A 22,791-nucleotide genomic window follows, 5' to 3' on the forward strand; every position below is an offset into this window, starting at 1 on the left:
ACTTAGCCGCGCGTGCCAGCAGAAGCCCCATCTTTTTTAGGATTACCAATCATGCAGCTGTCAAAGCGCCTCGTTGCCGAGTTGTTCGGCACTTTCTGGCTCGTGCTCGGGGGCTGCGGCAGCGCTGTCCTCGCTGCCAACTTCGCCGGCCCGGTTCACGGTCTGGGCATTGGCTTCGTGGGCGTGTCGCTCGCGTTCGGCCTGACCGTGCTGACCATGGCTTTTGCGATCGGCCACATTTCCGGCTGCCATCTGAATCCGGCCGTCAGCGTCGGCCTGACCGTCGCAGGGCGCTTTCCCGCGCGCGACCTGCTGCCGTACATCGTTGCCCAGTTGATCGGTGCCGTGCTGGGTGCGCTGGTGCTGTCGCTCATCGCGTCGGGCAAACCCGGCTTCGATCTCGTCGCCAGCGGCTTCGCAAGTAACGGCTATGGCGAGCGCTCGCCGGGCCACTACTCGCTCGCCGCGGCATTCATTTGCGAAGTGGTGATGACGGGCTTCTTCCTCTTTGTCATTCTCGGCTCGACCGATAAACGCGCGCCCGCCGGCTTCGCGCCGATCGCCATCGGCCTGTGCCTCACCCTGATTCACCTGATCTCGATCCCGGTCACCAATACGTCGGTCAACCCGGCGCGTTCCACGGGCCCGGCGCTCTTCGTCGGCGGTGCGGCGATGGATCAGTTGTGGCTGTTCTGGGTTGCGCCGATCCTCGGCGCAGTGATCGCCGGCGTGTTGTACCCGGTTATCGCCGAAAGCCGCAGCGGCAATGCTCAGAAGCTGGCGCTCGATTAATTCGCGCGCAGTCATTTGGGCAACGAAGCGGGCGCTGAGGCGCCCGCTTTGTTTTGCGGTGGAGGCGACGGGTTCTCGATATCGCAGCGATGACGCACTCGCGCCCGCTGCTAGAATCGTGCGACTTCCCAAGCTCGCACAGGTGCTCCCTATGAAGCGTTTCCGCGGTTTCCTGCATGGCGTCGCACTCGCCATCGGCGGCCTGTGCGCGGGGGTGTTGACGCCACCCACGGCGCATGCCGCTGACGGCCAGACGGAAACGCTGGTGTTCGTGCGGCACGGTGAGAAACCCGCCCAGGGCTATGGGCAACTGAACTGCCAAGGGCTCAACCGCGCGCTGGCCTTGCCGGCCGTGATCGCGGCCAAGTTCGGCAAACCGGATGCGATCTATGCACCCGATCCGGGCCAGCAGAAAGACGACAGCGGCAAGCCCTACTACTACATCCGGCCGCTTGCGACGATCGAGCCGACCGCCATCCAGTTCCAGATGCCGGTGCAAACGCCGTACGGTTTCGCTCAGATCGACCAGCTCGGCACCGCGCTCGTCAATCCCGCCAATCGCAACAAGCTCATTGTCGTGGCGTGGGAACACAAGCTGATCGTGAAGCTATTGCGCCAGATGATGAGCGCGCACGGCGGCAATGCCGCCGACGTCCCGAACTGGAAGAGCGACGATTTCGACAGTATTTATATTGTTCGCCTCGACTGGCAAAACGGCACCGCGCGCGCCAGCTTCAAACGGGATCGTCAGGGGCTGGATGGGCGAGCAACCGATTGCCCTTGCGCGCAGTTGCAAGGGGCTGCATCGGCGGCTTCATCAGCGGCTTTGTCGAATGCCGCAGATTAATCGGGTAATACAGATGTAAGCCGCAATTACGCATGCGGCCATGTGATTTGAGTTGAGCGCAGCGGCGGGACGGATTCGGCGCGGCTCCAGGAGCCGCGAATCCCTATCCGGCAGGGCTTTGACCGAACGGCACTCAGCGCGCGGCATGCCTATGTAAGGCTGCTCCCGCCTTTCAAATCCTGCGACGATGCTTGCAGTCCGTAACATCTCGTCGCAGTACCCACCGACCGGAATGCGTAGATTGAACCTGTGCGACAAACATACGTCGCCTCACAGGAGAACAAATATGAAACGCATCGTCACTCACTTGCTGGTTGCTGCAGGACTCGCGGCGGGCGCATGCGGTGTCGCGCAAGCGCATACGGATCTGAACATCGGCCTGTCGCTCGGCGCACCGGTTTATGCCCGCCCGGCTCCGGTCTACGCCGCGCCGCAGCCGGTCTACTACGGCAACGGCGGCTGGGACCATCGCTACGATCGCGGCGACTACTACCGCGGCGACCATCGATATGATCGCAACTGGAACCACAATGACCGCAGCTGGGGCCACGATAACCGGGGCGACCATGACAACCGCCGTGGCGGATGGCACGGGTAATCTTCCTGCTGCGTCTAACGTCGGCGAATGAGGCGGCTTGCTGACCCTGATGGACTCTGGTCGTGCAACGCCGTCACTGGTGGCCTGAACCAAGCGACGCGCTCACTCAAGAGAAACGGCCTTGCCTCCATGGATGTGGAGGCAAGGCCGTTTCCGTTTCCCCTCAGGACATCAGTTCGTCGTCGAGCGAGAAAAGCTTGCGCAGATGGTGCGCGACGCCCGCTTCGAAGTTGTTGCCGATGCGCGGCACGTTCGGCAAACGCGTGATGAGGTCGGGATTGGCGTTGTTCATCATGAACGGATGGCCGGCCGTTTCCAGCAGATCGATATCGTTCATGTTGTCGCCGAAAGCGACGCATTGTGAGGCATCCACGCCAAGGCGCTCGAGCACGATCTGCAATGCGCGGCCTTTCGATACGTCTGCCGTCATCACTTCCAGACAGTCCGGCAGTGAATAGGTTACGTATAAGGCGTCGCCAAATTCGCGCGCGAGATTGGCGGCGACCTGCGCGAGATCAGCGGGAGCGCCAATGTAGAGAGCCTTCGCGATGTCGACGCCATCGTGTTTCGGCAGGTCGGTCACCTCGTAGGTAAAGCCCGAGTCTTGGTGAAACTTCAGCAGATCCGGCGCGTCGCGGTCGATCAGCCACGCCTGATCGGCGAACAGGTTGACGATCACGCGGCCATGCGCGCCGGCGATTTCCGGCTGTACGAGTCGCTGCACGATAGCCGGAGGGAGGTCGTCGGCGTGGATCACCGTGTTGTCCGGCGCGTGGATGCGCGCGCCATTCGAGGTAATCAGATACGGATTGATGCCCAGCACGTCGCGGATGCCGGCGACGTCGCAATAATGGCGGCCCGTTGCGATCACGAACCGCAGCCCGTCGCTTTCGAGTTTGCGCACGGTGGCGATCGTGAACGGGTCCACCTGGTGATCCGCGTTGAGCAGCGTGCCGTCGAGATCCGTGGCGATGACTTTGTACATAGTTTGAGCAGGCGGGCAGCGTCGAAGCTACGTATTTTACCGTTGCCGGCCGCATTCGCCGGAACGCGTTGGCCATGCACGACTATTCCACCCGCAAGCGCACGACTCACACACGACGCGCCTCGCCGTCTTCAGCCGCCGATGCGGACCGCTTCACGTTGCGCCAACTGCAATCCACCGTGCGCCGAGTCGGCCAGCGGCTCGCGCAAACGCGCCTGATAAATCTGCGGCACGTACTCGCGCAACGGCGCGCCGAGGCCGCCGCACAGCGCGACCGGCAGGCTCGCCGACGGGTCAAGCGCGGTAATCATCTTGCCCACTTCGGCGCCGGCCTCGCCGAGCAAGCGCGCCGCGAATGGATGCGTACGGTGAGCGATGAGAATCGGCGCGAGCCTCGCATACGCCGTCTGGTTGGCTTCGCAGAGCCAGACAACGAGGCTGTCGCGGTCGTGCGCGCCGGTGTGCGCGACGAGTGCCCGCGCCAGATCGTCGATGGGACCACGACCGTCCAGCGCCTGCTGAGCATGCACGATGACTCGCAGTCCGAGCCACGCGCCGCTCGCTTCGTCACCCGATGGAAAGCCGTAGCCGCTAACCTGGCGGCATTCGCCCTCGCCGTCCAGTACGGCCGCCACGCTGCCGGTGCCGAGCGCGACGATCACTCCATGCGCGCCGCCGTGCGCGCCGAGCAAGGTGGTGTAGGCGTCGCTTTCCACGGCGAGTCCCGCTAGCGCGGGCGCTTGTGCGCGAAACGCGGCCAGCCAGTCACGATTGTTGACGCCCGCCAATCCGCAGCCGAGCACGCAGCGCGACCAGTCCAGCGCCTTGCCGGCACTGGCAAATGCTTCGCCGCAGCCGGCCGCGATAGCCTGCCACGCACGTTCGACGCCAAGCCCCAACCCCGACGGCCCGCTTGCCGCCTGCGCCAGCTCGCGGCCTTGCGCGTCGCCGAGCACGACCCGCGTGCCGCTGCCGCCGCCGTCAATGCCGATCAGAAAGAAGTCTTTGTTCATGGAATCGAGTGAGTTCCGTGGATGAATAACGCATAGCGTGGCAGGTCAGTTTCAATCCGGCAATCGGCCGAATGGCTAGCTTGCAGTGCGCACGGCTTCGGCTATGCTGGCGGGCGACATCACAACGCAGGAGCGCTACAGTGACACAGCGATGCAACTGGGTATCGAGCGAAGCGCTCGCACAGTATCACGACACCGAATGGGGCGTCCCCTCGCGCGACGACCAGCATCTGTTCGAGATGCTCGTGCTGGAAGGCGCTCAGGCCGGCTTGTCGTGGTCGACGATTCTCAACAAACGGGCCGGCTATCGCCACGCGTTTGCGGACTTCGACATCGCGAAGGTTGCGCGCTTTACGCCGAAACACGTCGAGACGCTGGTGAAGGACGAAAGTATCGTGCGCCACCGCGGCAAGATTGAAGCGGCCATTACCAACGCCCGAGCCGTCCAGCAGATTCAGGCCGAGCACGGCTCGCTCGCCAACTTCATATGGTCGTTCGTCGATCAGACGCCGATCCAGAACGATTGGACTTCTTATAAGCAGGCGCCCGCGTCGACCGACATTTCGGATGCGCTGAGCAAGGGGCTGAAGCGCTACGGCTGCAAGTTCGTCGGCTCGACGATCTGTTACGCGTTCATGCAGGCAGTCGGCATGGTGAACGACCACGAGGCGAGTTGCATGTGCCGCGCGCGATGCGCGGCGCTTGGCAAGAAAGGACGGAATCGTAAAGCGGGCTGAGGCGGCCCGGTACGCGCCCACGCTTAGTGCCGCTGTTCTAACAAAGGACGGCAGCTCAGGGAAACTCCCAGGCGCCACGGCGCGTACCCAGCCTCTACCGCGCGGCGCAAGGCCTGGAGGGCGACACACGGCGCATCACAACGCCCGACCCGGCGCGATGCGCCCATCCGGTAAATCCCTGCTGCGCTTCCAGTGCATGTCGGTCGTTATACGGTTATGAGTTGCGGCTGCGGCAGTTGGCGAATCCTGCGGCATGGGGAGCATCGTGCAAAACGAGCCAAGCTCGGGAATTGGCGCTTTTCGCCACGCTGTTTCGGGATTCACCGAATGGCGCACGCCCGATACTGCCGGTCATGCGCTTGAACAACGAATAGCCGCTGCGTAATGCACGGGAGACCAACCATGAAAACGCTTAACTTCCTGACGCATCAGGAGATTTTCGACCAAGCCGTGGATCATTTGTTGGGCCAGAAGCGCGCGGCGCTATTGCCGCGAGGTGGTGGCGCTTATCGCGGTTACTGTGGCGGTTGCCCGGTCGGCAGCTTCATCAAACCGCGCGACTACATGACCGCGATGGAAGGCATTCCGGTGCGCTTCATCGGCAAGGCGCCTGCGGAGATGCCGGCGTATATGGACGTCGGCGTGTCCGCGCTGAAGAAGGCGCTGCTGCGCTCGCGCATCAATGTGTACGACCCGGCCACCGTCGACCTGCTCAGTTGTCTGCAAAACGTCCACGACGTGTTCGGCACTTGGGAATGGATCGAGCGTCTGGGCTCGATCGCGCGCCAGTTTGCCTTGTCCGCCGACCGGCTGAAAAGCGCGGCGTAGGCAGGATAAACCCCGCCACAATACTAGAGCTGCGCGCCGCACTCCCGCGTCGCCGTGTGTACGTCTAGTGGATTCGCAAACCCGCGCTCCAGAGGCGCGTAGTCCTCATTCGCCCATTCCTTTCCAAGCCGAGCGCTCCATCTGACGCCCCAAAAGCAAAACGGCGATGTGGCTTCTTTCGAAGCTCACACCGCCGTTCGGCCATGCGGAAAAGCGTGCTTAGTGCAGCTTTTTCGGCAGCATCTGGCTGCGCAGGCGCTTGTGCAGGCGCTTCACAGCAGCAGCCTTCTTGCGCTTACGTGCCGTGGTCGGCTTTTCGTACGATTGGCGCTCACGCAGTTCAGCGATCAGGCCATTCTTTTCGATTGCGCGACGAAAGCGGCGAATCGCCACTTCGAACGGCTCGTTTTCTTTCAGAAGAATCGTCGTCATTTAATTCCTAACTCAATCACTTGATAGGGGTAAATTGCGTGGCGGCATACCGCTCACGCGCCGGCCCTCCGGTCGTTTCAGTTCATGGCCAGTAACAGGCAAACGCGGGTAGAACCCGGCCAAACCACGAATGAAACGAGAGGCAAAGCGGCCACGGAGGCCGGAAAAGAGAGGTGGGGAGTTCACCGCGGAACGCGGACAGACATAATGCAAAAGCCGCGTCTGCTGCTGTTTCGCCAACCTTCCATCAACAAAAAAACTTTGACGAAACAGGCAAAGATCTCAATTCACTCCCGATGATATCAGGAAACTCTCCATCCTACCAGGGGTTTAGGGATTGCGCCAGGTCACCTATTGCGCGCTCAGGCGCTCGATTCGTCCAATTCACGGATATCGGCGCCCGTCAGCATCAGATGAACAGCCGCCGCAAGGCTTTTGAGCTGCTCGACCGAAGTCGCGCTGGCAATAGGGGCCGTAACGCTGGGGCGCGCGATCAGCCATGCCAGAGCGACGGTGGCCGGCGTGCTGCCATGCGCGTCGGCAACCCGGTCTAGTGCGGAGAGAATTCGCAAACCGCGATCATTCAGATACTTTTCGACCCGGCTGCCGCGCGCCTTATTGGCCAGATCCGCCTGCGAACGGTATTTGCCGGACAGAAAGCCGCTCGCCAGACTGTAGTACACCACCACGCCGAGCTGATTGGCGAGCGCCACCGGTTCGATGTCGCGCTCATATTCCGCGCGGTCATACAGATTGTATTCCGGCTGCAACAGCTGGTATTCGGGCAAGCCGTGCCGGCGCGATACGGCGAGCGCTTCCTCGACCCGCGCGCCGCTGTAATTCGACGCGCCGATCACCCGCACCTTGCCCGCTTCGATCAGCTTCTGATAAGCGCCCAGCGTCTCGGCGAGCGGCGTCTCGGCGTCGTCGTCGTGAGAAAAGTAGACGTCGATGTAGTCCGTCTGCAAGCGCCGCAGCGAATCCTCGACGGCCGCCTGTATGTTGGCCGCCGACAACCCTTTGCGCTGCGGATGCTTCGAGACCTTGGTAGCGAGCACGATCTTGTCGCGCTTGCCGCTCTGACGAAACCACTTGCCGATGATCGTCTCCGACTCGCCGCCCTGGTTGCCGGGCACCCATGCGGAATAGACGTCGGCGGTATCGATAAAGTCGAGACCGGCGTCGACAAACGCATCCAGAATCGAAAACGAGGTGGCTTCATCGGCGGTCCAGCCGAAAACATTGCCGCCGAACATAAGCGGCGCGACCTGTAATTCCGAACGCCCAATCCTGCGCTTTTGCATGATTTCTCCAGAGTCTGTCACAAGAGAAAACGAGAATACGCCGTCTTTTCAATAGCTGCAGTGCGACTGCCGAATAAGGCTGCAAGGGGCTTTCAGCCACATTGCAATATGCCCGGCATCGAAAGCGATAGGTCCGTCATTGCATAAAGGTCCTCAAGTTTTTTTTAGTGGGGCCGTCAACCTTCACTGAGGCGGCCAGCAATGAACGAGTGCTTCCGCCGATGCCAACGTGGCGTATTGGGCTCAAGGCTTATTTAGGAGATTTTCCATGCTCGGAATCAATAGCAACATCAACTCGCTGGTTGCACAGCAAAACCTTAATGGCTCGCAAAGCGCCCTTTCGCAAGCCATCACCCGCCTGTCGTCGGGCAAGCGCATCAACAGCGCGGCTGACGATGCAGCAGGTCTGGCAATCTCGACGCGTATGCAAACGCAGATCAACGGCCTGAACCAAGGCGTGTCGAATGCGAATGACGGCGTGTCGATGATTCAAACCGCATCGAGCGCACTGTCCTCGCTGACGTCGAGCCTGCAACGTATCCGTCAGCTGGCGGTGCAAGCATCGACCGGTTCGCTGTCGTCGAGCGACCAGGCAGCGCTGCAGAAGGAAGTTTCGGCGCAGATCGCTGAAGTGAACCGTATCGCATCGCAAACGACGTACAACGGCACGAACATTCTGGACGGCTCGGCAGGCAGCGTGACGTTCCAGGTCGGCGCGAACGTCGGTCAGACGATCAGCCTGGACCTGAGCCAATCGATGTCGGCAGCGAAGATCGGTGGCGGCCTGGTGCAAACGGGTCAAACGGTCGGCACGATCGCGGTCAGCCTGAACGCGTCGGGCGCATACACGAGCACCGGCGCGACGATTACGTCGGTCAACGTTCTGTCGGACGGCAAGGGCGGCTACACCTTCACGGACCAGAACAACACGGCCATCACCTCGGGCGTCTCCAGCGCGATTTTCACCGCAGGCACGGCCGCTGGCACGGGCACCGCCGTGACCAACCTGACGCTGAGCGCATCGGCAGTGACGACGGCAGGCGCAGGTTCCGCGGCAGCCGTCGCCAGTGTCGCTCAGATCAACGCGATCAACAACCCGCCGACGGTTTCGGGCCTCGACATCAGCACGGTCACGGGCGCGAACGAAGCGATGGTCTCGATCGACAACGCGCTGCAAACGGTCAATACGCTGCAAGCTGCACTGGGCGCCGCGCAAAACCGCTTCACGGCAATCGCGACGTCGCAGCAAGCTGAATCGACCGACCTGTCGTCGGCACAATCGCAAATCACGGACGCCAACTTCGCACAAGAAACGGCCAACCTGAGCAAGGCGCAAGTGCTGCAACAAGCTGGTATCTCGGTGTTGGCGCAAGCTAACTCGAACCCGCAGCAAGTTCTGAAGCTCCTGCAGTAAGAGCTGACGCGGTAACGGCGATGCGTCGCGCGCAAGCGGGGCGCATCGCCGGGTTTCAAGCGACGGGAGGCATGCCTCCCGCTGTGCATTTCCATCACGTAGTGATGTAGCATCGCGCACCAACCAATACAGATTTCCAGACGCCCGGAGCCTCTGCATGTCCTCGATCTCAACCTCGTCCTCTACAGCAAGTGCCAATTCCGCGCTGCAGTCGGCTGCTCAGTCGATCATCAGCGGTTCGACCGGCAATTCGTCGATGGACGTGTCGACGCTCGTCACGGCACTCGTGAACGCGAAGGTCGCGGGACAAACCTCGGCTCTGGCGGCTCAGCAAACCTCCGACAACACCACGCTCTCAGCATACGGGGCGCTAAGCTCCGCGCTCAGCGCCCTGCAGTCGGGCATCACGAATCTCGCCAACGGCAACACGCTGGCAACGTTCGCGGCGACCGCGAGCGGCACCGGGCTGACCGCGACAGCGGGCGTCGGCGCCGTGGCCGGCAGCTATTCGATCGCCGTGACGCAGATCGCCAGCTCGCAAGCCTTGTCGTCGGCAGCCTTTGGCGCCACGACGCAACTGGGCACCGGCACGCTGTCGATCTCGATGAACGGCAAGTCGATGGATATCAACGTCGACAACACCAACAACACGCTCTCGGGCATCGCGTCGGCGATCAACGCGAGCAGCAGCAACCCCGGCGTCACGGCAACCATCGTGACCGGCACGGACGGCGCCCACCTCGTGCTGCGCGCGGCGAACACGGGGGCGGCCAACGTCATCAATGTTTCGACCAGCAACATCACCAGCGACACCGGTCTGTCGAGCCTCGGCGTGACGTCGACGGCCAGCACCACGGGCGGCCAGTCGAGCATTACGTCGGCTAATTCGGGCAGCGCCTGGACGCAGAGCGGCTTCGCGCAGGACGCGGAGTACACGATCGGCGGAATCGCCGGCAGCAGCGCGAGCAACGCGGTGACCGGCGCCATTTCAGGCGTGACGATCAATCTGACGGCGGCGGCCGTGGGCACGCCCGCGGGCACCCCGCAAACGCTGACCATCGCGCAGGACACCACCGCGCAGAACACCGCGATCAACAATTTCGTGAGCCTGTACAACACCGTCATCACGACGATGTCCACGCTCACGTCGTTCAGCTCCGGCGCGACGTCGCAAGGTCCGCTGCTGGGCGACTCCACGCTGCAGACCATCAAGAACACGCTGGCCAACATCGTCGGCGGCGCGGTCGGCTCGGGCAGCACCGGCACCACGCTGGCGGCGATCGGCATCACGCTGAAGGACGATCCGGCCGACGGCACGATGGTGGTCGACAACAACGCGCTGAACACCGCGCTGACGAGCAGCCCGGCCACGGTCGCGTCGCTCTTCAACTCGACCAACGGCATTGCCGAGCAGCTGAACGCCAGCATCACCACGTTCACGCAGACCGGCGGCATCATCGACACGCGCAACACCGCGCTGAACGCCGACCTGAAAAGCATTGCCACGCAACAAACCGCGCTCGCCGACTACACGACGCAATTGACGAACCAGTATCAGGCGCAGTTCACCGCCCTGAACACGTTGATGGCGACCATGAACAACAATTCGCAATACCTGACCGCGCTGTTCGGCGGCACCAACAGCGCGGGCGCGCTGGCCACGAACAAGAGCTAAGCCATGAACGCGCACAACCTGAACCAGACGGAATTGGTCGAACGCGTGCTGTCGATCACGCGGGAAATCGAGCAGGCGGCCTCGCTCGCGGACTGGCCGGAAGCCGCCCGCCTGACGGAAACGCGTTCGCCGCTGCTGATGTCGCTCACCGCGGATCAGGAACCGGCGGCTCTGGACATGATCCGCCAGATCCAGGCGATCGACACGGCGCTCCTCACGGACGCGGCAGTCACCCAGAATGAACTGCATTTCGAGTTCGAAGCGGCGATCGGACGCACCAAGGCCGCCAGCGAATATCAGCGCATGGCCCGCCTGTAAAAAACCCGGAGCGGAGCCGCGCAAGGCGGCATCCGTTCCCAGAAAGCCGGTTCAGCCGGCCTACCCAATAATAAGAACTACGTGCCGAAGTGAGGCGCGCTCGTTCCCTCGGCCCGCCTCGTGCGGGCTTTTTTCTTGCCTCCCGGCTTTCCGGCCCCTTCCTCCATACGCTAAACAGGCGGCTTTTTTACCGTCATCTCCGCGCATCGGAAAGACCGGCCTCGTCGCACAATTTCCTCCATAGAACATTTTGCGCCGAGACCATGACTCTCCTGTACGAGCAGCCGCCTGCTGAACCCCTGACGCCCGAACAACAACTCGAGCAGGACATCGCGCTCGTGTTGCAAACGGCGCTCGACCATCACCACAAGGGCGAATTCGAGGACGCGCATGCGCTGTATCGGGCCATTCTCGACGCGAATCCGAAACACGCCGACGTGCTGTACAACCTCGGCGTACTGCTCGGCCAGACCGCCCGTACGGCGGAAGCCCTGCCGCTTTTCGAGCAGTGCCTGGGACTTCATCCTCACAACGGCCAGTACTGGGCCGCCTACATCAGCGCGCTGATCGACGCCGGCGAAACCGCCGCGGCATGGCTGGCGCTCGAGATGGGTCAGAAGCAGGGCTTGAAGGGACCGGCGGTGGACGGCTTGATCGTGCGCATGGCCAATCCCGGCAAAGTCATCCATACCTTGCCGGTCGCGGCGCAGAAGCCGCAAGCTGAGCCGGCCGCTGCAACAGAGACGCCGCCGGCTGCGGAAAGCACGCGCACCACCATCGCATCGGGCCGCCGGGTCAGCCAGCAGGAAACCAACCGCTACACGGCGCTTTATAACAAAGGCAATGTCGTCGAGGCGGTGAAACTCGCCCGCTCCCTGACGCAACGCTTTCCCGCCGATGGCAATTCGTGGCGCTGGCTCGGCATCGCGCTGCACCGTCTGGGCCGCTATGACGAAGCGCTTGCCCCGCTGCGCAAAGCCGCTGAACTGTTTCCCGAGGAACTCGAAAGCCGCACCGTGCTGGCCGATACGCTGCGCCTGAAAGGCTTGCCGGCGGAAACCGAGCAGGAGTGCCGCAAGATCCTCGCGATCAACCCGGACTACGCCGAAGCGCAGCGGATCTTCGGCATGTCGCTGGTTCATCAGGGCCGCGTGGCCGAGGGCCTGGCCGCCGCACGGCGCGCGATCGAACTCGCGCCGAACAATTCCACCGCCTACAGCACGCTCGGCGTGTTGCTGCTCGATCTCGGCTTCGTGAGCGAGGCGGAAAAAGAATTCCGCGCCGCGCTGGAGAAGGATCCGAAAGACCACATCGCGGCCAACAACTTCCTCTTCACGCTGTCGCACAACCCGGAGATCGATCACGGCACGCTGTTCGCCGAGCACACCAACTTCGCGCGTCAGCATGAAGATCCGGTGCGCGCGCAGTGGCCGCGTCACGTGAACAAACGCTCGCCGGATCGCAAGCTGAAGATCGGCCTCGTTTCGGGCGACCTGTTCCGCCACGCCGTCGCGTCGTATTTGCTGCCGATCATGGAGCATCTGGCCAAGGACCCGAATCTGTCCTTGCATGTGTACAACAACCACATCGCCGAAGACGACTACACGCAGTTGCTGCGCAATTGCGCCGATGAATGGCACCAGATCACCGGCATGCCGGACGCGCAACTCGCCAACAAGATCCGCGACGAACGCATCGACATTCTGTTCGATCTGTCGGGCCACACGGGCCGCAACCGGCTGCTGACGTTCGCGCGCAAGCCCGCGCCGATTCAGGTGACCTGGATGGGTTATCCGGGCACCACCGGCCTGAGCGCGATGGACTATTACCTGGCGGACAAGTACGGCGTGCCGTTCGGGCCGGCGGAAAACCAGTTCTCCGAAAAGATCGTCCATCTGCCGTCGAGCGCGACGTTCCTGCCGGAGCAGAGCGCGCCGCCGGTCAATATTCTGCCGGCCATGCATAACGGCTATGTCACGTTCGGCAGTTTCAACCGCCTGAACAAACTGCGCCGCGACGTGATCGCCCTGTGGGCCGAGTTGCTGCGCGCTCAGCCGACCGCAAAAATGTTGCTCGGCGCGATCGCCACCGACGAAGACGAACAGTTGCTGATCGACTGGTTCGCCGGGGAAGGCATCGAGCGCGAGCGGTTGATGTTCCGCCGCCGTTCGAGCATTCCGGTTTATCTGCAACAGCATTTCCACGTCGATATCTGCCTGGACACGTTCCCGTACACGGGTTCGACCACGGTGCTGAACTCGTTGTGGATGGGCGTGCCCACGCTGACTATCGCCGGCGACACGCTGGCGAGCCGCGCCGGTACGACCTGGATGTCGCATGTCGGGCTCGATGACTTCGTGGTCGCGAACAAGGAAGAATTCGTTGCGCGCGGCGTGGCATTGGCCTCCGACCTTCCCGCGCTCGCCGACATCCGCACCGGCTTGCGCGAACGCTGCGCGGCCTCGGCGGCGTTCCGTCCCGAGGTGGTCGCGGCAGGCGTCTCACGCGCACTGCGGATCATGTGGCAACGCTGGTGTGCGGGCGAACCGGCCGCTGCCTTCGAAGTTTCGATCGAAGACGTAACCGGCGCCGCCAGCGAAGCGCCCGTGCTGTCCGAACAAGGGGAATCCAAGTGAACGCAGCTTTGCCGCTTCGCGCTATCGAGTCACCGATCGAGTCGCCGATCGACGAGCGTATTTACGTTACCCAGCCGCATCTCGCGCCGCTCGAAGAGTTCATCCCCTATCTCCAGCAGATCTGGGACAGCAAGGTGCTGACCAACGGCGGCCCGTTTCATCAGCAGTTCGAAGCGGCGCTGTGCAAGTATCTCGGCGTCAAGCATCTTGCATTGTTCACGAACGGCACGCTTGCATTGCTCACCGCATTGCAAGCGCTGCGCGTGACGGGCGAAGTGATCACCACGCCCTATTCGTTCGTCGCGACCGCGCACTCGCTGGTGTGGAACGGCATCAAGCCGGTGTTCGTCGATGTCGATCCGGACACGCTCAATCTCGATCCCGCGAAGATCGAAGCGGCCATCACGCCGCAGACCACCGCGATCATGCCGGTGCATTGCTACGGCAAGCCGTGCGATGTCGACGCCATCCAGAAGATCGCCGACAACTACAACCTGAAGGTGATCTACGACGCCGCGCATGCGTTCGGCGTTCAGACCGACACCGGCAGCGTGCTCGAACACGGTGATCTGGCGGTGCTGAGCTTTCACGCCACGAAGGTGTTCAACACTTTCGAAGGCGGCGCGATCATCTGCCAGGACGCGAAGACCAAGCAGCGCATCGACCATCTGAAGAACTTCGGTTTCGTGGATGAAACGACGGTGGTGGCCTCCGGCATCAACGGCAAGATGAGCGAAATCAATGCCGCGTTCGGTCTGCTGCAACTGCAGCACATCGACGAAGCATTGGCCCGGCGCGCGCAGATCGATGCGATGTATCGCGAACGGCTGCGCGACATTCCCGGCATCCGCTGCATGCAGAAAGCCGGCGAGAAAGTGGCGAATCACTCGTACTTCCCGATCCTCGTCGGCCCCGAATTCCCAATCAGCCGCGACGCGCTGTATCAGAAGTTCCGCGATCACGACATCTACGCGCGCCGCTACTTCTATCCGCTGATTTCCGACTTCCCGATTTATCGCGGTCTGCCGTCGGCACACCGTGAAAATCTGCCGATTGCGCACGCCGCCGCGCAACAGGTGCTGTGTCTGCCGATTTTCCCGGCGCTGACCGACGGCATGCTCGAGCGCATTGTCGGACTCATCGCGGACTGCTGATCATGACGTCCACTGTTCGATCCGACCGGGTGCAAGCGCGCATTCTCGATATCGCTGGATTTCTGCCCGAGCGGATCCTGACGAACGAGCAGCTCGCCGCGCTCTATCCGGAATGGCCGGCGGACAAAATCCTGGCCAAGACCGGCATTCAGCAACGGCATATCGCGTCGGCCGAACAGACAGCGGCGGACCTGGCTTACGAAGCGGCGCGCAAGCTCTTCGCCCAGGGCGCGGTGAACGCGCAGGACGTCGACTTCGTCATTCTGTGCACGCAGGCACCCGACTATGTGCTGCCCACTTCGGCCTGCCTGCTGCAGGACCGGCTCGGCATTGCGACTCACGCCGGCGCGCTCGACGTGAATCTCGGCTGCTCGGGCTACGTGTACGGACTCTCGCTCGCCAAGGGTCTGGTGGAAACCGGCGCCGCACGCTGCGTGCTGCTGCTGACCGCCGACACTTATTCGAAATACGTGCACCCGCTCGACAAGAGCGTTCGCACCCTGTTCGGCGACGGCGCCAGCGCGACGGCGATCACCGCTGCCACGGACGGCGACGCGTCGATCGGCCCTTTCGTGTTTGGCACGGACGGGCGCGGCGCGCAAAACCTGATCGTCAAGGCGGGACTGTTTCGCGAACCGAAGAGCGCGCAAAGCGCACTCGAAACGACCGATGCGTCCGGCAACGTGCGCACCGACGAACATCTGTACATGAACGGCGCCGAAGTGATGGCGTTCTCGCTTGCCGAAGTGCCTAAAGCGGCGACAGCGCTGCTCGAAAAGGCCGGCATGGACCGCGAGGAAATCGACTTCTTCGTGCTGCATCAGGCAAACCGTTTCATGCTCGAAGCACTGCGCAAGAAGATGAAGGTCCCGGAAGCGAAGTTTCCGATCCTGATGGAGCAATGCGGCAACACCGTTTCTTCGACGGTTCCGCTCGCATTGAAGCAGATGAAAGACGACGGCCTGCTCACGCACGGCAGTCGATTGATGTTGTTGGGCTTTGGCGTCGGCTACTCATGGGCCGGTTGCATGGTGACTTACTAGCAGGAGTGGACATGGAAAGCTTTTACGAAGGAATGGCCGAAATCTTCGAGATCGACGCGAGCCTGATTACGCCGGAACTCGATTTACACGAGCACAACTGGGATTCGCTCGCCGTCGTGTCGACGATCGCTCTCGTCGACGACTGCTTCAACGTGATGCTGAGCGGCCAGACGTTGAACAATTGCAACACCATCGCCGACATCGAAGCACTGATCAGCACGGCGAAAAAAGCAGCCTAAGGAGTTGAGCATGAGTTCGCCGGACTTCAGCGCAGGGCGCGAGTTACGCACGCAAGGCGCTCGCATCGCAGGCGTGGTGTCGTGCGTGCCGTCGAGACAGGTGGATAACGACTACTTCCTCGAGCGGTTCGATGCATCCGCTGTCCGCGACGTGGTCAAGATGATCGGCGTCAACCGACGCCGCTGGGCCGACGCGCAGACGAGCACCGGCGATCTGTGCCGCAAGGCCGGCGAGAAGCTGCTCGCTGGACTCGGCTGGCAGGCGGACTCGATCGACGCGCTGATCTTGGTCTCGCAAACGCCGGACTACCGCTTGCCCGGCACGGCGTTCGTGCTGCAGGCGGAAATGGGTTTGCCGAGCGCGTGTCTCGCCTTCGACATCAACCTCGGCTGCTCCGGCTATCCGCAAGCGCTGTGGCTCGGCATGAACCTGATTCAGACCGGCGCGGCGAAGCGCGTGCTGCTCGCGGTGGGCGACACGATCAGCAAGATGATCGACCCGACCGACCGCTCCACCACGCTGCTGTTCGGCGACGCGGGCACGATGACGGCGCTCGAAGCGTCGGACAGCGAGGCGGCCGCGCACTTCATCATCGGTGCCGACGGCAAGGGCGTGCGCAATCTGATCGTGCCGTCGGGCGGCTTCAAGTCGTATGACGCCGCAGGCGACGAACGCATGGCCGGCAAATCGCCGCAATGCCTCTTCATGGACGGCGGCGAGATTTTCAATTTCACGCTGAACGCGGTGCCGAAGCTGGTCTCGCGCACGCTCGATATCGCCGGCCGCGACAAGGACACGTACGACGCGTTCCTGTTCCATCAGGCCAACCTGTTCATGCTCAAGCATCTGGCCAAGAAGGCCGGCCTGCCGGCTGAACGCGTGCCGACCAATATCGGCGACTACGGCAATACGAGTTGTGCATCGATTCCGCTGCTGATGACCACCGAACTGAAACACCGCCTGAAGGAAGAAACGCTGCAACTGGGCATGTTCGGCTTCGGCGTCGGGTATTCGTGGGCTTCGGCGGCGCTCGCGGTCGGGCCGCTCACCATCGTGGACACGATCGAGACATGACACTCTTTGCTGACAACTGCCTCGCCGGCGGCCTCTATCTCGTGACCGGCGCGTCGTCGGGCATCGGCCAGGCCAGCGCGAAACTGATCGCCAGCCTGGGCGGCCGCGTGATTGCCGCCGGGCGCGACGAGGCTCGCCTTCAGGCGACGCTCGCCGGGCTTCACGGCAGCGGCCATGCTATCGCCGTCGCATCGCTCGCCGACGCCGATCAAACCGCCGAATGGGTGAGTCACCTCGCTGAAACGCACGGCACGTTTACCGGCGTGTTTCACGCGGCCGGCGTCGAGTTGATTCGTCCCGCGAAGCTGACGAAGCAGGAACAACTGGACCAGGTGTTCGGCAGCAGTTTGTATGCGGCGTTCGGTATTGCGCGCGCCGGCAGCAAGAAGAACGTGATCGCGGATGGCGGTTCGCTCGTGTTCATGTCGTCGGTGGCCGGTTCGACGGGTCAGGCGGGCATGACGGCTTACTCCGCCGCCAAGGCGGGCATCGACGGACTGGTCCGCTCGCTTGCCTGCGAAATGGCGCCGCGCAAGATTCGCGTCAACTCGATCGCGGCGGGCGCGGTTCACACCGCCATGCATGAGCGGCTGACGGGCGGCAGCCCCGATGAAGCGCTCGCGGCCTACGAAAAGAGCCACCTGCTCGGCTTCGGCGAGGCCGGCGACGTCGCGCAATCCGCGCTGTTCCTGCTGAGCGGGGCGAGCCGCTGGATCACCGGCACCACGCTCGTCGTCGACGGCGGATACAAGGTTCGATGATGGTGAAGCGACTGATCGTGGCCGGCTGCGGCGCTTTTGCGCGCGAGCTGATCAACTGGGCGCAAGATGCCGCCGACGCGGGCCGGGGCGTGAGCATCACTGCTTTTCTCGACGCCAATCCGGCCGCGCTGGAAGGCTATCCGTACCAGCTCGAATGGCGCGGCGACATCGACGACTATTGCCCGCAGGATGGCGAAGCCTTGCTCGTCGCTATCGGCGACCCTCTTGCCAAGCGCGCCGTGGTGGCGCGCCTGCGTGAGCGCGGCGCGGTGTTCGCGACACTCGTGCATCCGAGCGCCGTCATCGCGCGCTCCGCCGTGCTCGGCGAAGGCGTCGTGGTGTGCCCTCAAGCGGTGGTGTCGGCCGACGCCCATGTCGGCGACTTCGTCGCGGTCAACGTGCAGTCGAGCGTCGGCCACGACGTCAAACTCGGAGCCTACTCGACGCTCAGCTCGCACGTCGACCTGACCGGCTACGTGCAAACCGGCGAGAGCGTGTTTTTTGGCAGCGGCGCGAAAATCCTGCCGAAGCTGAAGATCGGCGCACGCGCGAAAATCGGCGCCGGCGCCATCGTGATGCGCTCGGTGGCCGAAGACGCCGTGATCTACACCGCGCCCGCCAGGAAGCTCTGAGATGACGCTCGACCGGATTCTGTTCGAACAGTACTGGCATCTCGCCTGTCATCGCCGTGAGCTCGCCAACGACGGCGACTTCATCAAATTCGACGGCGTGTCGGGCGAGATCGTCCTGTTCAACGACAACGGCGAGATCGTTGCATTCGACAATACCTGCCCGCACCGCGGCGCGCGCATTTATACCGACGAGCACGGCAACCGGCCGGCGACCTGCGGCTATCACGGTTGGACTTACAAGAACGGGACGATCATCGTGCCGGAGAAGGCGCGCTTCAAGTCGTGCGATATCGACCGCGCGCGCTTCAACACATTCCAGGTCGACTGGTGCGGCGACTTCGTGTTCTTCGCGATCAAGCCGCGCATGGGCTTGTACGAACAGTTGGGTAAAAGCGCGGATATCCTCGAGAACATTTCGTTCAATGTCGACCGGCGCCTCGATCTGAACCGCTACGACTACGAGTGCTATTGGCCGCTCGCCGTCGAGAACGCGCTCGAGCCGTATCACATCGCCGCGGTCCACGCGGAAACGCTCGCCACCTTGCAACTCGGCGACGGTCAGAACGTGTTCGACGGCGCCAATTCGATCTGGTACGCACCACTCGGGAATGCACGCGTTGTCAACCAGTTGGCGCGGCTGCGCAGGCTGTTCAATATCGACTACCAGTACGAGGGATATATGAGTCTTTATATCTTCCCGTTCACGATGATTTCGTCGACGTACGGCTACTCGTATTCGCTGCAGAACTTCTTCCCGGCGCGGCAAGGCGAAAGCCGCACGCGGTTCACCAGCCGACTGTACGCATCGAACACGCTGAATGAGAACGCCACGCGCGTGCTCGATTCGTTTTTCGAATCCACCGTGCGAATGAACCGGAAAGTATTCGAAGAAGATCACGAGGTCTGCAAGCTGCTTCCCCGGGACTCGTGGTCGATGGAGCCGCTCAAATATGCATCCGATCTAGAATCGAAAATTCTTCATTTCAGGCAGACATACCGCGAAAGCGCTTGTGTACAACACACCAATCATCAACTTTCGAAATAATGACAAATACTGACAACAAGATCTATCAACCTTCAAAAATGATTCACATCCGCCCCACTCACCTGTTGTCGATCCCGGATGATTTTGAAGAAGAAATCAAATTCTTTATGCCGCCAGCGCAAGGCGCCGGCTCGCTTACGACGATTGAGTCGGTGATGCTCCTGAAACTTCTGCGGTGCGTCGAGCCGACGTTCATATTCGAATTTGGTACATATAAGGGTTATACGACGCGCCTGTTGTTGGAGAATCTCCCGGAGAGCAATGTCGAAGGCGAGCGGATTTATACCCTTGACCTGCCAGAGATCGACAATATCGATTTTCAAGGGGGCGACAAAAACCTTGCTCTGGAGGCGCTCAACTTCAAACGAAAATATCTGAATTCCAGCAAAAAAAATCTGGTTAAACAGATTTTTCAGGATTCGATGACGCTTGATGCGGCACAATACACGAAGAAATTTCAATATATTTTTGTCGATGCAAATCACGAAGTCAGCTACGTCAAAAAGGACACCGAAAACTCACTGAAAATGCTGGCGGACTCGCCCAGCTGCATCATCTGGCACGACTACGGAAATCGTGAATTTCCGCAGTTGACTCAATATCTTGACGATCTCGCGTCCGACATGACGCTTTACCACGTCGAAGGCACGATGCTCGTGTTCCACTTGAAGGGCGTTGAAGTCCCGGTTCGGAAATCCTGAACAACCGCATCTTTATTATCGCGACACCATTCAAGCGGGAATTATTATGGCCACCCCATCCGAATTCGACAATAGCACCTTTTCATTGGCGCGGGACCATCTCGCCGCGTTCGTTAAAAAAACTGCCACTAAACTCAGCGGCCAAAGCGGGCGATTGCTTGAAGTTGGCCCCCAGGAACGTTTATTGGTCAGGGAGACCTTTAATAACTTTTCGGTTGACACATTTGACGTAGTTGACAACTATAAACCAACAATTGTCGGCGACATCACAAAACATAATTCAACCATTCCCGACTCCACATACGATTGTGTTGTTTGCATGGAGGTCATCGAACACACGGTGAATCCATTCGATACGATCAAGGAAATCAGAAGAATTCTGAGGCATGAGGGATTTCTACTGATTTCGGCGCCGCTCAACTGGCGCATTCACGGACCGAGCCCGGATTGCTGGCGCATTACGGAACATGGCTGGAATGCTCTGCTGCGCGACTTCGACATTATCGAGATCGATATTCTGGAATCGCCTGGGCGGGAACTGTTTCCCATCAGATACAACGTGCTCGCCAAGTGCAATAAGTTCAAGAACACTCAAGATAACGAACTGACGTTCCGATTCATTTAGCCCTCGACATGAAAAATACCCTGGCATCCGTTGAGGCGGTCATCGATCAGATCGCTTCGGAGACGTTCAATCCGAACGTCTTCAAAGAGACTGGCGTATTCGTGATGCGCAATGCGATTCCGCGGTCTGTCGTGCAGGAATGGCAAACCGAGTGGCGGGCGTTTTACGACGCGCAATTGGCCGAAGGTCGCGACGTCAACAAGGCGAATCCGGTTTCGCTCACCGAGCAATTGCCGCCGAAGCTGGCCTCCATGTATAAGGAGCCGGTTTTTGCCGAGACGTTCAAGCAGATCTTCGGAGATCACGTCGCGCTGTACAACCATCGCTTCGTGATCAAGGACAAGTTCAGTTCGAACAAAGTGTTCCTGCACCAAGACAGTTGCTATCACCTCGGCAATCTGAACAAGTGCAGCATGTTCGTGCCGCTCAGCATCGTCAACGCGGACAACGGCGGCATGTCGTTTTACGCGGGCTCGCACAAATTGGGCGTGCTCGGCGATGCGGGCGAGATCAATCCGGACAGCTTCGAGTTCAAGTGGCCGAAGCTCACGCCAGAACTGAATCCGGGCGACTTCGTGATCATGAACAGCGCGCTATGGCACGAGTCCGGCCCGAATGTGTCGGGTATCGACCGCATCATGGCCGACACCATCGTGCAACCCGCGGACGATCCGACCGGCAAGGATCTGCTATGCGGCGAATGGCAAACGGATATTTTCTATTCGCCGACCAACTACATTCGCTACTTCGTCAATTCGCGTGTGTTGAAGCTCATCAAGTATGAGAAAGAGCGCGCGGCTGCTGCGGTGTAATCCCGGGCTTGCTGCGCGCAGCGCAGCAGCGCACCGTGCTTGCGCATTTTGCCGAGGCGTTATTCAAATGTCGCATTGACCGACAGTTGCACCACATTGCCCTTCGGCCGGTTGCTGGTGTTGAATTCGTTGACCCAGCGCAGCGCAGCCGAAACGGGCGTTTTCTGGATCTTGCCCGACCAGGTGATCATCGGCCCGAGGCCGACGGAATGGCCCTGAGCGCCGCCGACCATGTCCGCAATGCCGCCGCTGTCGTGGCCGATCTGCTGGACATAACCGCCCACCACGCCAACGCCCCAGCCGTTGCTGAAGCGCTTGAGCGCGAGCAGATCGAGCACGCTGACCGGCGCGTTGTGATAATGGGTGTCCTTATTGGGCGTGTAGAACTCGAGGCCGTAATTCAACGACAGCTCGATGTTCTCCTTCGGCAACAATTTCGTATAAGCGATTGTCGGCGTGAAGGTCCACGTATTCTGTCCAGCATTGGCTAGCCGGTTCGAGTTGTACGCACCGGTCGGCGCGTAGATCTGCACGCTCAATGCGACGTGGTCGTTGCTGGTCAGGTGATAGCCGGCAATGACTGGCGTGAAGAAGAAATCGGCGAACTGCGTGCCGTGGTCGTCCGGCAAGCGACCATGAAACGACGAGATGTCGGTGTACTGAACCGGCACCCCGAACGACGACGCGAAGTTCCAGCCGCCCACGGTGATCCCCCACGTCTTGACCGCGGCGAGGATCGTGTATTCGGCCGTCGCATTGACGCCCGGCGTGACTTGCCCAGCGATCGGAATCGACTTGCTCGCGCCTAGCGAGCCTTCGTAGTAGACCGTGGCCGCCGACACGATCCATTCGCTGGTGGGCGGCACGATGCCGCCGTACGGCGTCACCTGCTGACCGGTAATCGGACGGCCGATGCCGCCTTCCGTCGCCCACGCCGTCTGGGAGAGACTCATGCCGACCGCGGTCACGAGCGCGCCTTTGCACAATCGGGCAACGAGCCGCCAGGCTGCGAGCAAATAGTTAGGTTGACTCATAATCGTCCTCATCGAATGGAAGTCCGGCATTCTCACTCCTGCGGCACCGCATCTGGGCAGCCTGCGTCCGCACGCCACACTGCGCGCGTGC

24 protein-coding genes are annotated in these 22,791 nt (G+C 61.3%); 19 read left to right on the forward strand and 5 right to left on the reverse strand.

Annotation, left to right across the window (positions count from 1 at the left end):
* Positions 1-51 precede the first annotated feature (51 nt).
* From aqpZ to BPHYT_RS19050, 3 genes are all read left to right on the forward strand, one after another.
* Positions 52-792, forward strand: a complete 741-nt coding sequence (gene aqpZ, locus BPHYT_RS19040; protein WP_012434734.1) for an aquaporin Z — start codon at positions 52-54, stop codon at positions 790-792.
* A gap of 151 nt (positions 793-943) precedes the next feature.
* Positions 944-1,639, forward strand: coding sequence for a hypothetical protein (locus BPHYT_RS19045; RefSeq protein ID WP_012434735.1), 696 nt, complete (start codon positions 944-946; stop codon positions 1,637-1,639).
* 286 nt (positions 1,640-1,925) lie between these two features.
* Positions 1,926-2,237 carry a PXPV repeat protein gene (locus BPHYT_RS19050; protein WP_012434736.1) on the forward strand — a complete coding sequence of 104 codons (312 nt, stop codon included), beginning with the start codon at positions 1,926-1,928 and terminating at the stop codon, positions 2,235-2,237.
* A gap of 163 nt (positions 2,238-2,400) precedes the next feature.
* Here BPHYT_RS19050 and BPHYT_RS19055 read toward each other — a convergent pair whose 3' ends face one another.
* Together BPHYT_RS19055 and BPHYT_RS19060 are read right to left on the reverse strand one after the other, a co-directional pair.
* The gene (locus BPHYT_RS19055) at positions 2,401-3,222 is read right to left on the reverse strand and encodes a Cof-type HAD-IIB family hydrolase (protein WP_012434737.1); all 822 of its coding nucleotides are present in this window, start codon (positions 3,220-3,222) and stop codon (positions 2,401-2,403) included.
* A gap of 131 nt (positions 3,223-3,353) precedes the next feature.
* Complete coding sequence (locus BPHYT_RS19060; RefSeq protein WP_012434738.1) at positions 3,354-4,235, reverse strand: BadF/BadG/BcrA/BcrD ATPase family protein; 882 nt, start codon at positions 4,233-4,235, stop codon at positions 3,354-3,356.
* A 140-nt stretch (positions 4,236-4,375) separates the two neighbouring features.
* On the opposite strand from BPHYT_RS19060, the gene BPHYT_RS19065 reads away from it, so the two are divergent.
* Both BPHYT_RS19065 and BPHYT_RS19070 read left to right on the forward strand, forming a co-directional pair.
* Positions 4,376-4,972, forward strand: a complete 597-nt coding sequence (locus tag BPHYT_RS19065; protein WP_012434739.1) for a DNA-3-methyladenine glycosylase I — start codon at positions 4,376-4,378, stop codon at positions 4,970-4,972.
* A 402-nt stretch (positions 4,973-5,374) separates the two neighbouring features.
* Positions 5,375-5,800, forward strand: coding sequence for a hypothetical protein (locus BPHYT_RS19070; protein ID WP_012434740.1), 426 nt, complete (start codon positions 5,375-5,377; stop codon positions 5,798-5,800).
* A gap of 219 nt (positions 5,801-6,019) precedes the next feature.
* On the opposite strand, the gene rpsU is transcribed toward BPHYT_RS19070, so the two are convergent.
* Entirely contained in the window at positions 6,020-6,232 is a 213-nt protein-coding gene (rpsU, locus tag BPHYT_RS19075) for a 30S ribosomal protein S21 (protein ID WP_006050883.1), read from the reverse strand.
* Positions 6,233-6,594: 362 nt separating this feature from the next.
* The gene (locus BPHYT_RS19080; RefSeq protein ID WP_012434741.1) at positions 6,595-7,536 is read right to left on the reverse strand and encodes an aldo/keto reductase; all 942 of its coding nucleotides are present in this window, start codon (positions 7,534-7,536) and stop codon (positions 6,595-6,597) included.
* A 268-nt stretch (positions 7,537-7,804) separates the two neighbouring features.
* On the opposite strand from BPHYT_RS19080, the gene BPHYT_RS19085 reads away from it, so the two are divergent.
* From BPHYT_RS19085 to BPHYT_RS19150, 14 genes are all read left to right on the forward strand, one after another.
* Complete coding sequence (locus BPHYT_RS19085; protein ID WP_012434742.1) at positions 7,805-8,950, forward strand: flagellin; 1,146 nt, start codon at positions 7,805-7,807, stop codon at positions 8,948-8,950.
* A 157-nt stretch (positions 8,951-9,107) separates the two neighbouring features.
* Positions 9,108-10,625, forward strand: a complete 1,518-nt coding sequence (gene fliD, locus BPHYT_RS19090; protein WP_012434743.1) for a flagellar filament capping protein FliD — start codon at positions 9,108-9,110, stop codon at positions 10,623-10,625.
* 3 nt (positions 10,626-10,628) lie between these two features.
* Complete coding sequence (locus tag BPHYT_RS19095) at positions 10,629-10,943, forward strand: flagellar protein FliT (RefSeq protein WP_012434744.1); 315 nt, start codon at positions 10,629-10,631, stop codon at positions 10,941-10,943.
* 263 nt (positions 10,944-11,206) lie between these two features.
* Positions 11,207-13,579: an O-linked N-acetylglucosamine transferase family protein gene (locus tag BPHYT_RS19100; protein ID WP_012434745.1), complete on the forward strand. Its 2,373-nt coding sequence runs from the start codon at positions 11,207-11,209 to the stop codon at positions 13,577-13,579.
* The gene (vioA, locus tag BPHYT_RS19105) at positions 13,576-14,733 is read left to right on the forward strand and encodes a dTDP-4-amino-4,6-dideoxy-D-glucose aminotransferase VioA (protein ID WP_012434746.1); all 1,158 of its coding nucleotides are present in this window, start codon (positions 13,576-13,578) and stop codon (positions 14,731-14,733) included. Before BPHYT_RS19100 ends, vioA begins: the two co-directional genes overlap by 4 nt.
* A gap of 2 nt (positions 14,734-14,735) precedes the next feature.
* A complete protein-coding gene (locus BPHYT_RS19110; RefSeq protein ID WP_012434747.1) occupies positions 14,736-15,776 on the forward strand; it encodes a ketoacyl-ACP synthase III in 1,041 nt (346 codons plus the stop codon).
* Between the two features lie 11 nt (positions 15,777-15,787).
* Positions 15,788-16,015 carry an acyl carrier protein gene (locus BPHYT_RS19115; RefSeq protein WP_012434748.1) on the forward strand — a complete coding sequence of 76 codons (228 nt, stop codon included), beginning with the start codon at positions 15,788-15,790 and terminating at the stop codon, positions 16,013-16,015.
* Positions 16,016-16,025: 10 nt separating this feature from the next.
* Positions 16,026-17,090 carry a ketoacyl-ACP synthase III gene (locus tag BPHYT_RS19120; RefSeq protein ID WP_012434749.1) on the forward strand — a complete coding sequence of 355 codons (1,065 nt, stop codon included), beginning with the start codon at positions 16,026-16,028 and terminating at the stop codon, positions 17,088-17,090.
* Positions 17,087-17,851 carry an SDR family NAD(P)-dependent oxidoreductase gene (locus BPHYT_RS19125; RefSeq protein WP_012434750.1) on the forward strand — a complete coding sequence of 255 codons (765 nt, stop codon included), beginning with the start codon at positions 17,087-17,089 and terminating at the stop codon, positions 17,849-17,851. Before BPHYT_RS19120 ends, BPHYT_RS19125 begins: the two co-directional genes overlap by 4 nt.
* Positions 17,851-18,483 carry an acetyltransferase gene (locus BPHYT_RS19130; RefSeq protein WP_012434751.1) on the forward strand — a complete coding sequence of 211 codons (633 nt, stop codon included), beginning with the start codon at positions 17,851-17,853 and terminating at the stop codon, positions 18,481-18,483. Before BPHYT_RS19125 ends, BPHYT_RS19130 begins: the two co-directional genes overlap by 1 nt.
* Position 18,484: 1 nt before the next feature.
* Entirely contained in the window at positions 18,485-19,528 is a 1,044-nt protein-coding gene (locus BPHYT_RS19135; RefSeq protein WP_012434752.1) for an aromatic ring-hydroxylating oxygenase subunit alpha, read from the forward strand.
* Entirely contained in the window at positions 19,528-20,229 is a 702-nt protein-coding gene (locus tag BPHYT_RS19140; RefSeq protein ID WP_012434753.1) for a class I SAM-dependent methyltransferase, read from the forward strand. The genes BPHYT_RS19135 and BPHYT_RS19140 overlap by 1 nt, the downstream gene beginning before the upstream one ends.
* Positions 20,204-20,854 (forward strand): class I SAM-dependent methyltransferase, encoded by a 651-nt coding sequence (locus BPHYT_RS19145; RefSeq protein ID WP_238535602.1) that lies wholly within the window; start codon positions 20,204-20,206, stop codon positions 20,852-20,854. The genes BPHYT_RS19140 and BPHYT_RS19145 overlap by 26 nt, the downstream gene beginning before the upstream one ends.
* Before the next feature lie 8 nt (positions 20,855-20,862).
* A complete protein-coding gene (locus tag BPHYT_RS19150) occupies positions 20,863-21,666 on the forward strand; it encodes a phytanoyl-CoA dioxygenase family protein (RefSeq protein ID WP_012434755.1) in 804 nt (267 codons plus the stop codon).
* A gap of 59 nt (positions 21,667-21,725) precedes the next feature.
* Here the strand turns inward: BPHYT_RS19150 and BPHYT_RS19155 are convergent, their stop codons facing one another.
* A complete protein-coding gene (locus BPHYT_RS19155; protein WP_238535603.1) occupies positions 21,726-22,700 on the reverse strand; it encodes a SphA family protein in 975 nt (324 codons plus the stop codon).
* Positions 22,701-22,791 lie beyond the last annotated feature (91 nt).

This window comes from Paraburkholderia phytofirmans PsJN (genome assembly GCF_000020125.1).
Classification (GTDB): domain Bacteria; phylum Pseudomonadota; class Gammaproteobacteria; order Burkholderiales; family Burkholderiaceae; genus Paraburkholderia; species Paraburkholderia phytofirmans.

Coding starts and splice junctions, on each gene's coding strand:
- BPHYT_RS19095 (WP_012434744.1), top strand. CDS start 10,629: ATGAACGCGCACAACCTGAACCAGACGGAATTGGTCGAACGCGTGCTG.
- BPHYT_RS19055 (WP_012434737.1), bottom strand. CDS start 3,222: ATGTACAAAGTCATCGCCACGGATCTCGACGGCACGCTGCTCAACGCG.
- BPHYT_RS19060 (WP_012434738.1), bottom strand. CDS start 4,235: ATGAACAAAGACTTCTTTCTGATCGGCATTGACGGCGGCGGCAGCGGC.
- BPHYT_RS19070 (WP_012434740.1), top strand. CDS start 5,375: ATGAAAACGCTTAACTTCCTGACGCATCAGGAGATTTTCGACCAAGCC.
- BPHYT_RS19080 (WP_012434741.1), bottom strand. CDS start 7,536: ATGCAAAAGCGCAGGATTGGGCGTTCGGAATTACAGGTCGCGCCGCTT.
- BPHYT_RS19155 (WP_238535603.1), bottom strand. CDS start 22,700: ATGAGTCAACCTAACTATTTGCTCGCAGCCTGGCGGCTCGTTGCCCGA.
- BPHYT_RS19150 (WP_012434755.1), top strand. CDS start 20,863: ATGAAAAATACCCTGGCATCCGTTGAGGCGGTCATCGATCAGATCGCT.
- rpsU (WP_006050883.1), bottom strand. CDS start 6,232: ATGACGACGATTCTTCTGAAAGAAAACGAGCCGTTCGAAGTGGCGATT.
- BPHYT_RS19050 (WP_012434736.1), top strand. CDS start 1,926: ATGAAACGCATCGTCACTCACTTGCTGGTTGCTGCAGGACTCGCGGCG.
- BPHYT_RS19085 (WP_012434742.1), top strand. CDS start 7,805: ATGCTCGGAATCAATAGCAACATCAACTCGCTGGTTGCACAGCAAAAC.
- BPHYT_RS19110 (WP_012434747.1), top strand. CDS start 14,736: ATGACGTCCACTGTTCGATCCGACCGGGTGCAAGCGCGCATTCTCGAT.
- BPHYT_RS19130 (WP_012434751.1), top strand. CDS start 17,851: ATGGTGAAGCGACTGATCGTGGCCGGCTGCGGCGCTTTTGCGCGCGAG.
- BPHYT_RS19045 (WP_012434735.1), top strand. CDS start 944: ATGAAGCGTTTCCGCGGTTTCCTGCATGGCGTCGCACTCGCCATCGGC.
- BPHYT_RS19100 (WP_012434745.1), top strand. CDS start 11,207: ATGACTCTCCTGTACGAGCAGCCGCCTGCTGAACCCCTGACGCCCGAA.
- BPHYT_RS19140 (WP_012434753.1), top strand. CDS start 19,528: ATGACAAATACTGACAACAAGATCTATCAACCTTCAAAAATGATTCAC.
- BPHYT_RS19115 (WP_012434748.1), top strand. CDS start 15,788: ATGGAAAGCTTTTACGAAGGAATGGCCGAAATCTTCGAGATCGACGCG.
- aqpZ (WP_012434734.1), top strand. CDS start 52: ATGCAGCTGTCAAAGCGCCTCGTTGCCGAGTTGTTCGGCACTTTCTGG.
- BPHYT_RS19135 (WP_012434752.1), top strand. CDS start 18,485: ATGACGCTCGACCGGATTCTGTTCGAACAGTACTGGCATCTCGCCTGT.
- BPHYT_RS19125 (WP_012434750.1), top strand. CDS start 17,087: ATGACACTCTTTGCTGACAACTGCCTCGCCGGCGGCCTCTATCTCGTG.
- fliD (WP_012434743.1), top strand. CDS start 9,108: ATGTCCTCGATCTCAACCTCGTCCTCTACAGCAAGTGCCAATTCCGCG.
- BPHYT_RS19120 (WP_012434749.1), top strand. CDS start 16,026: ATGAGTTCGCCGGACTTCAGCGCAGGGCGCGAGTTACGCACGCAAGGC.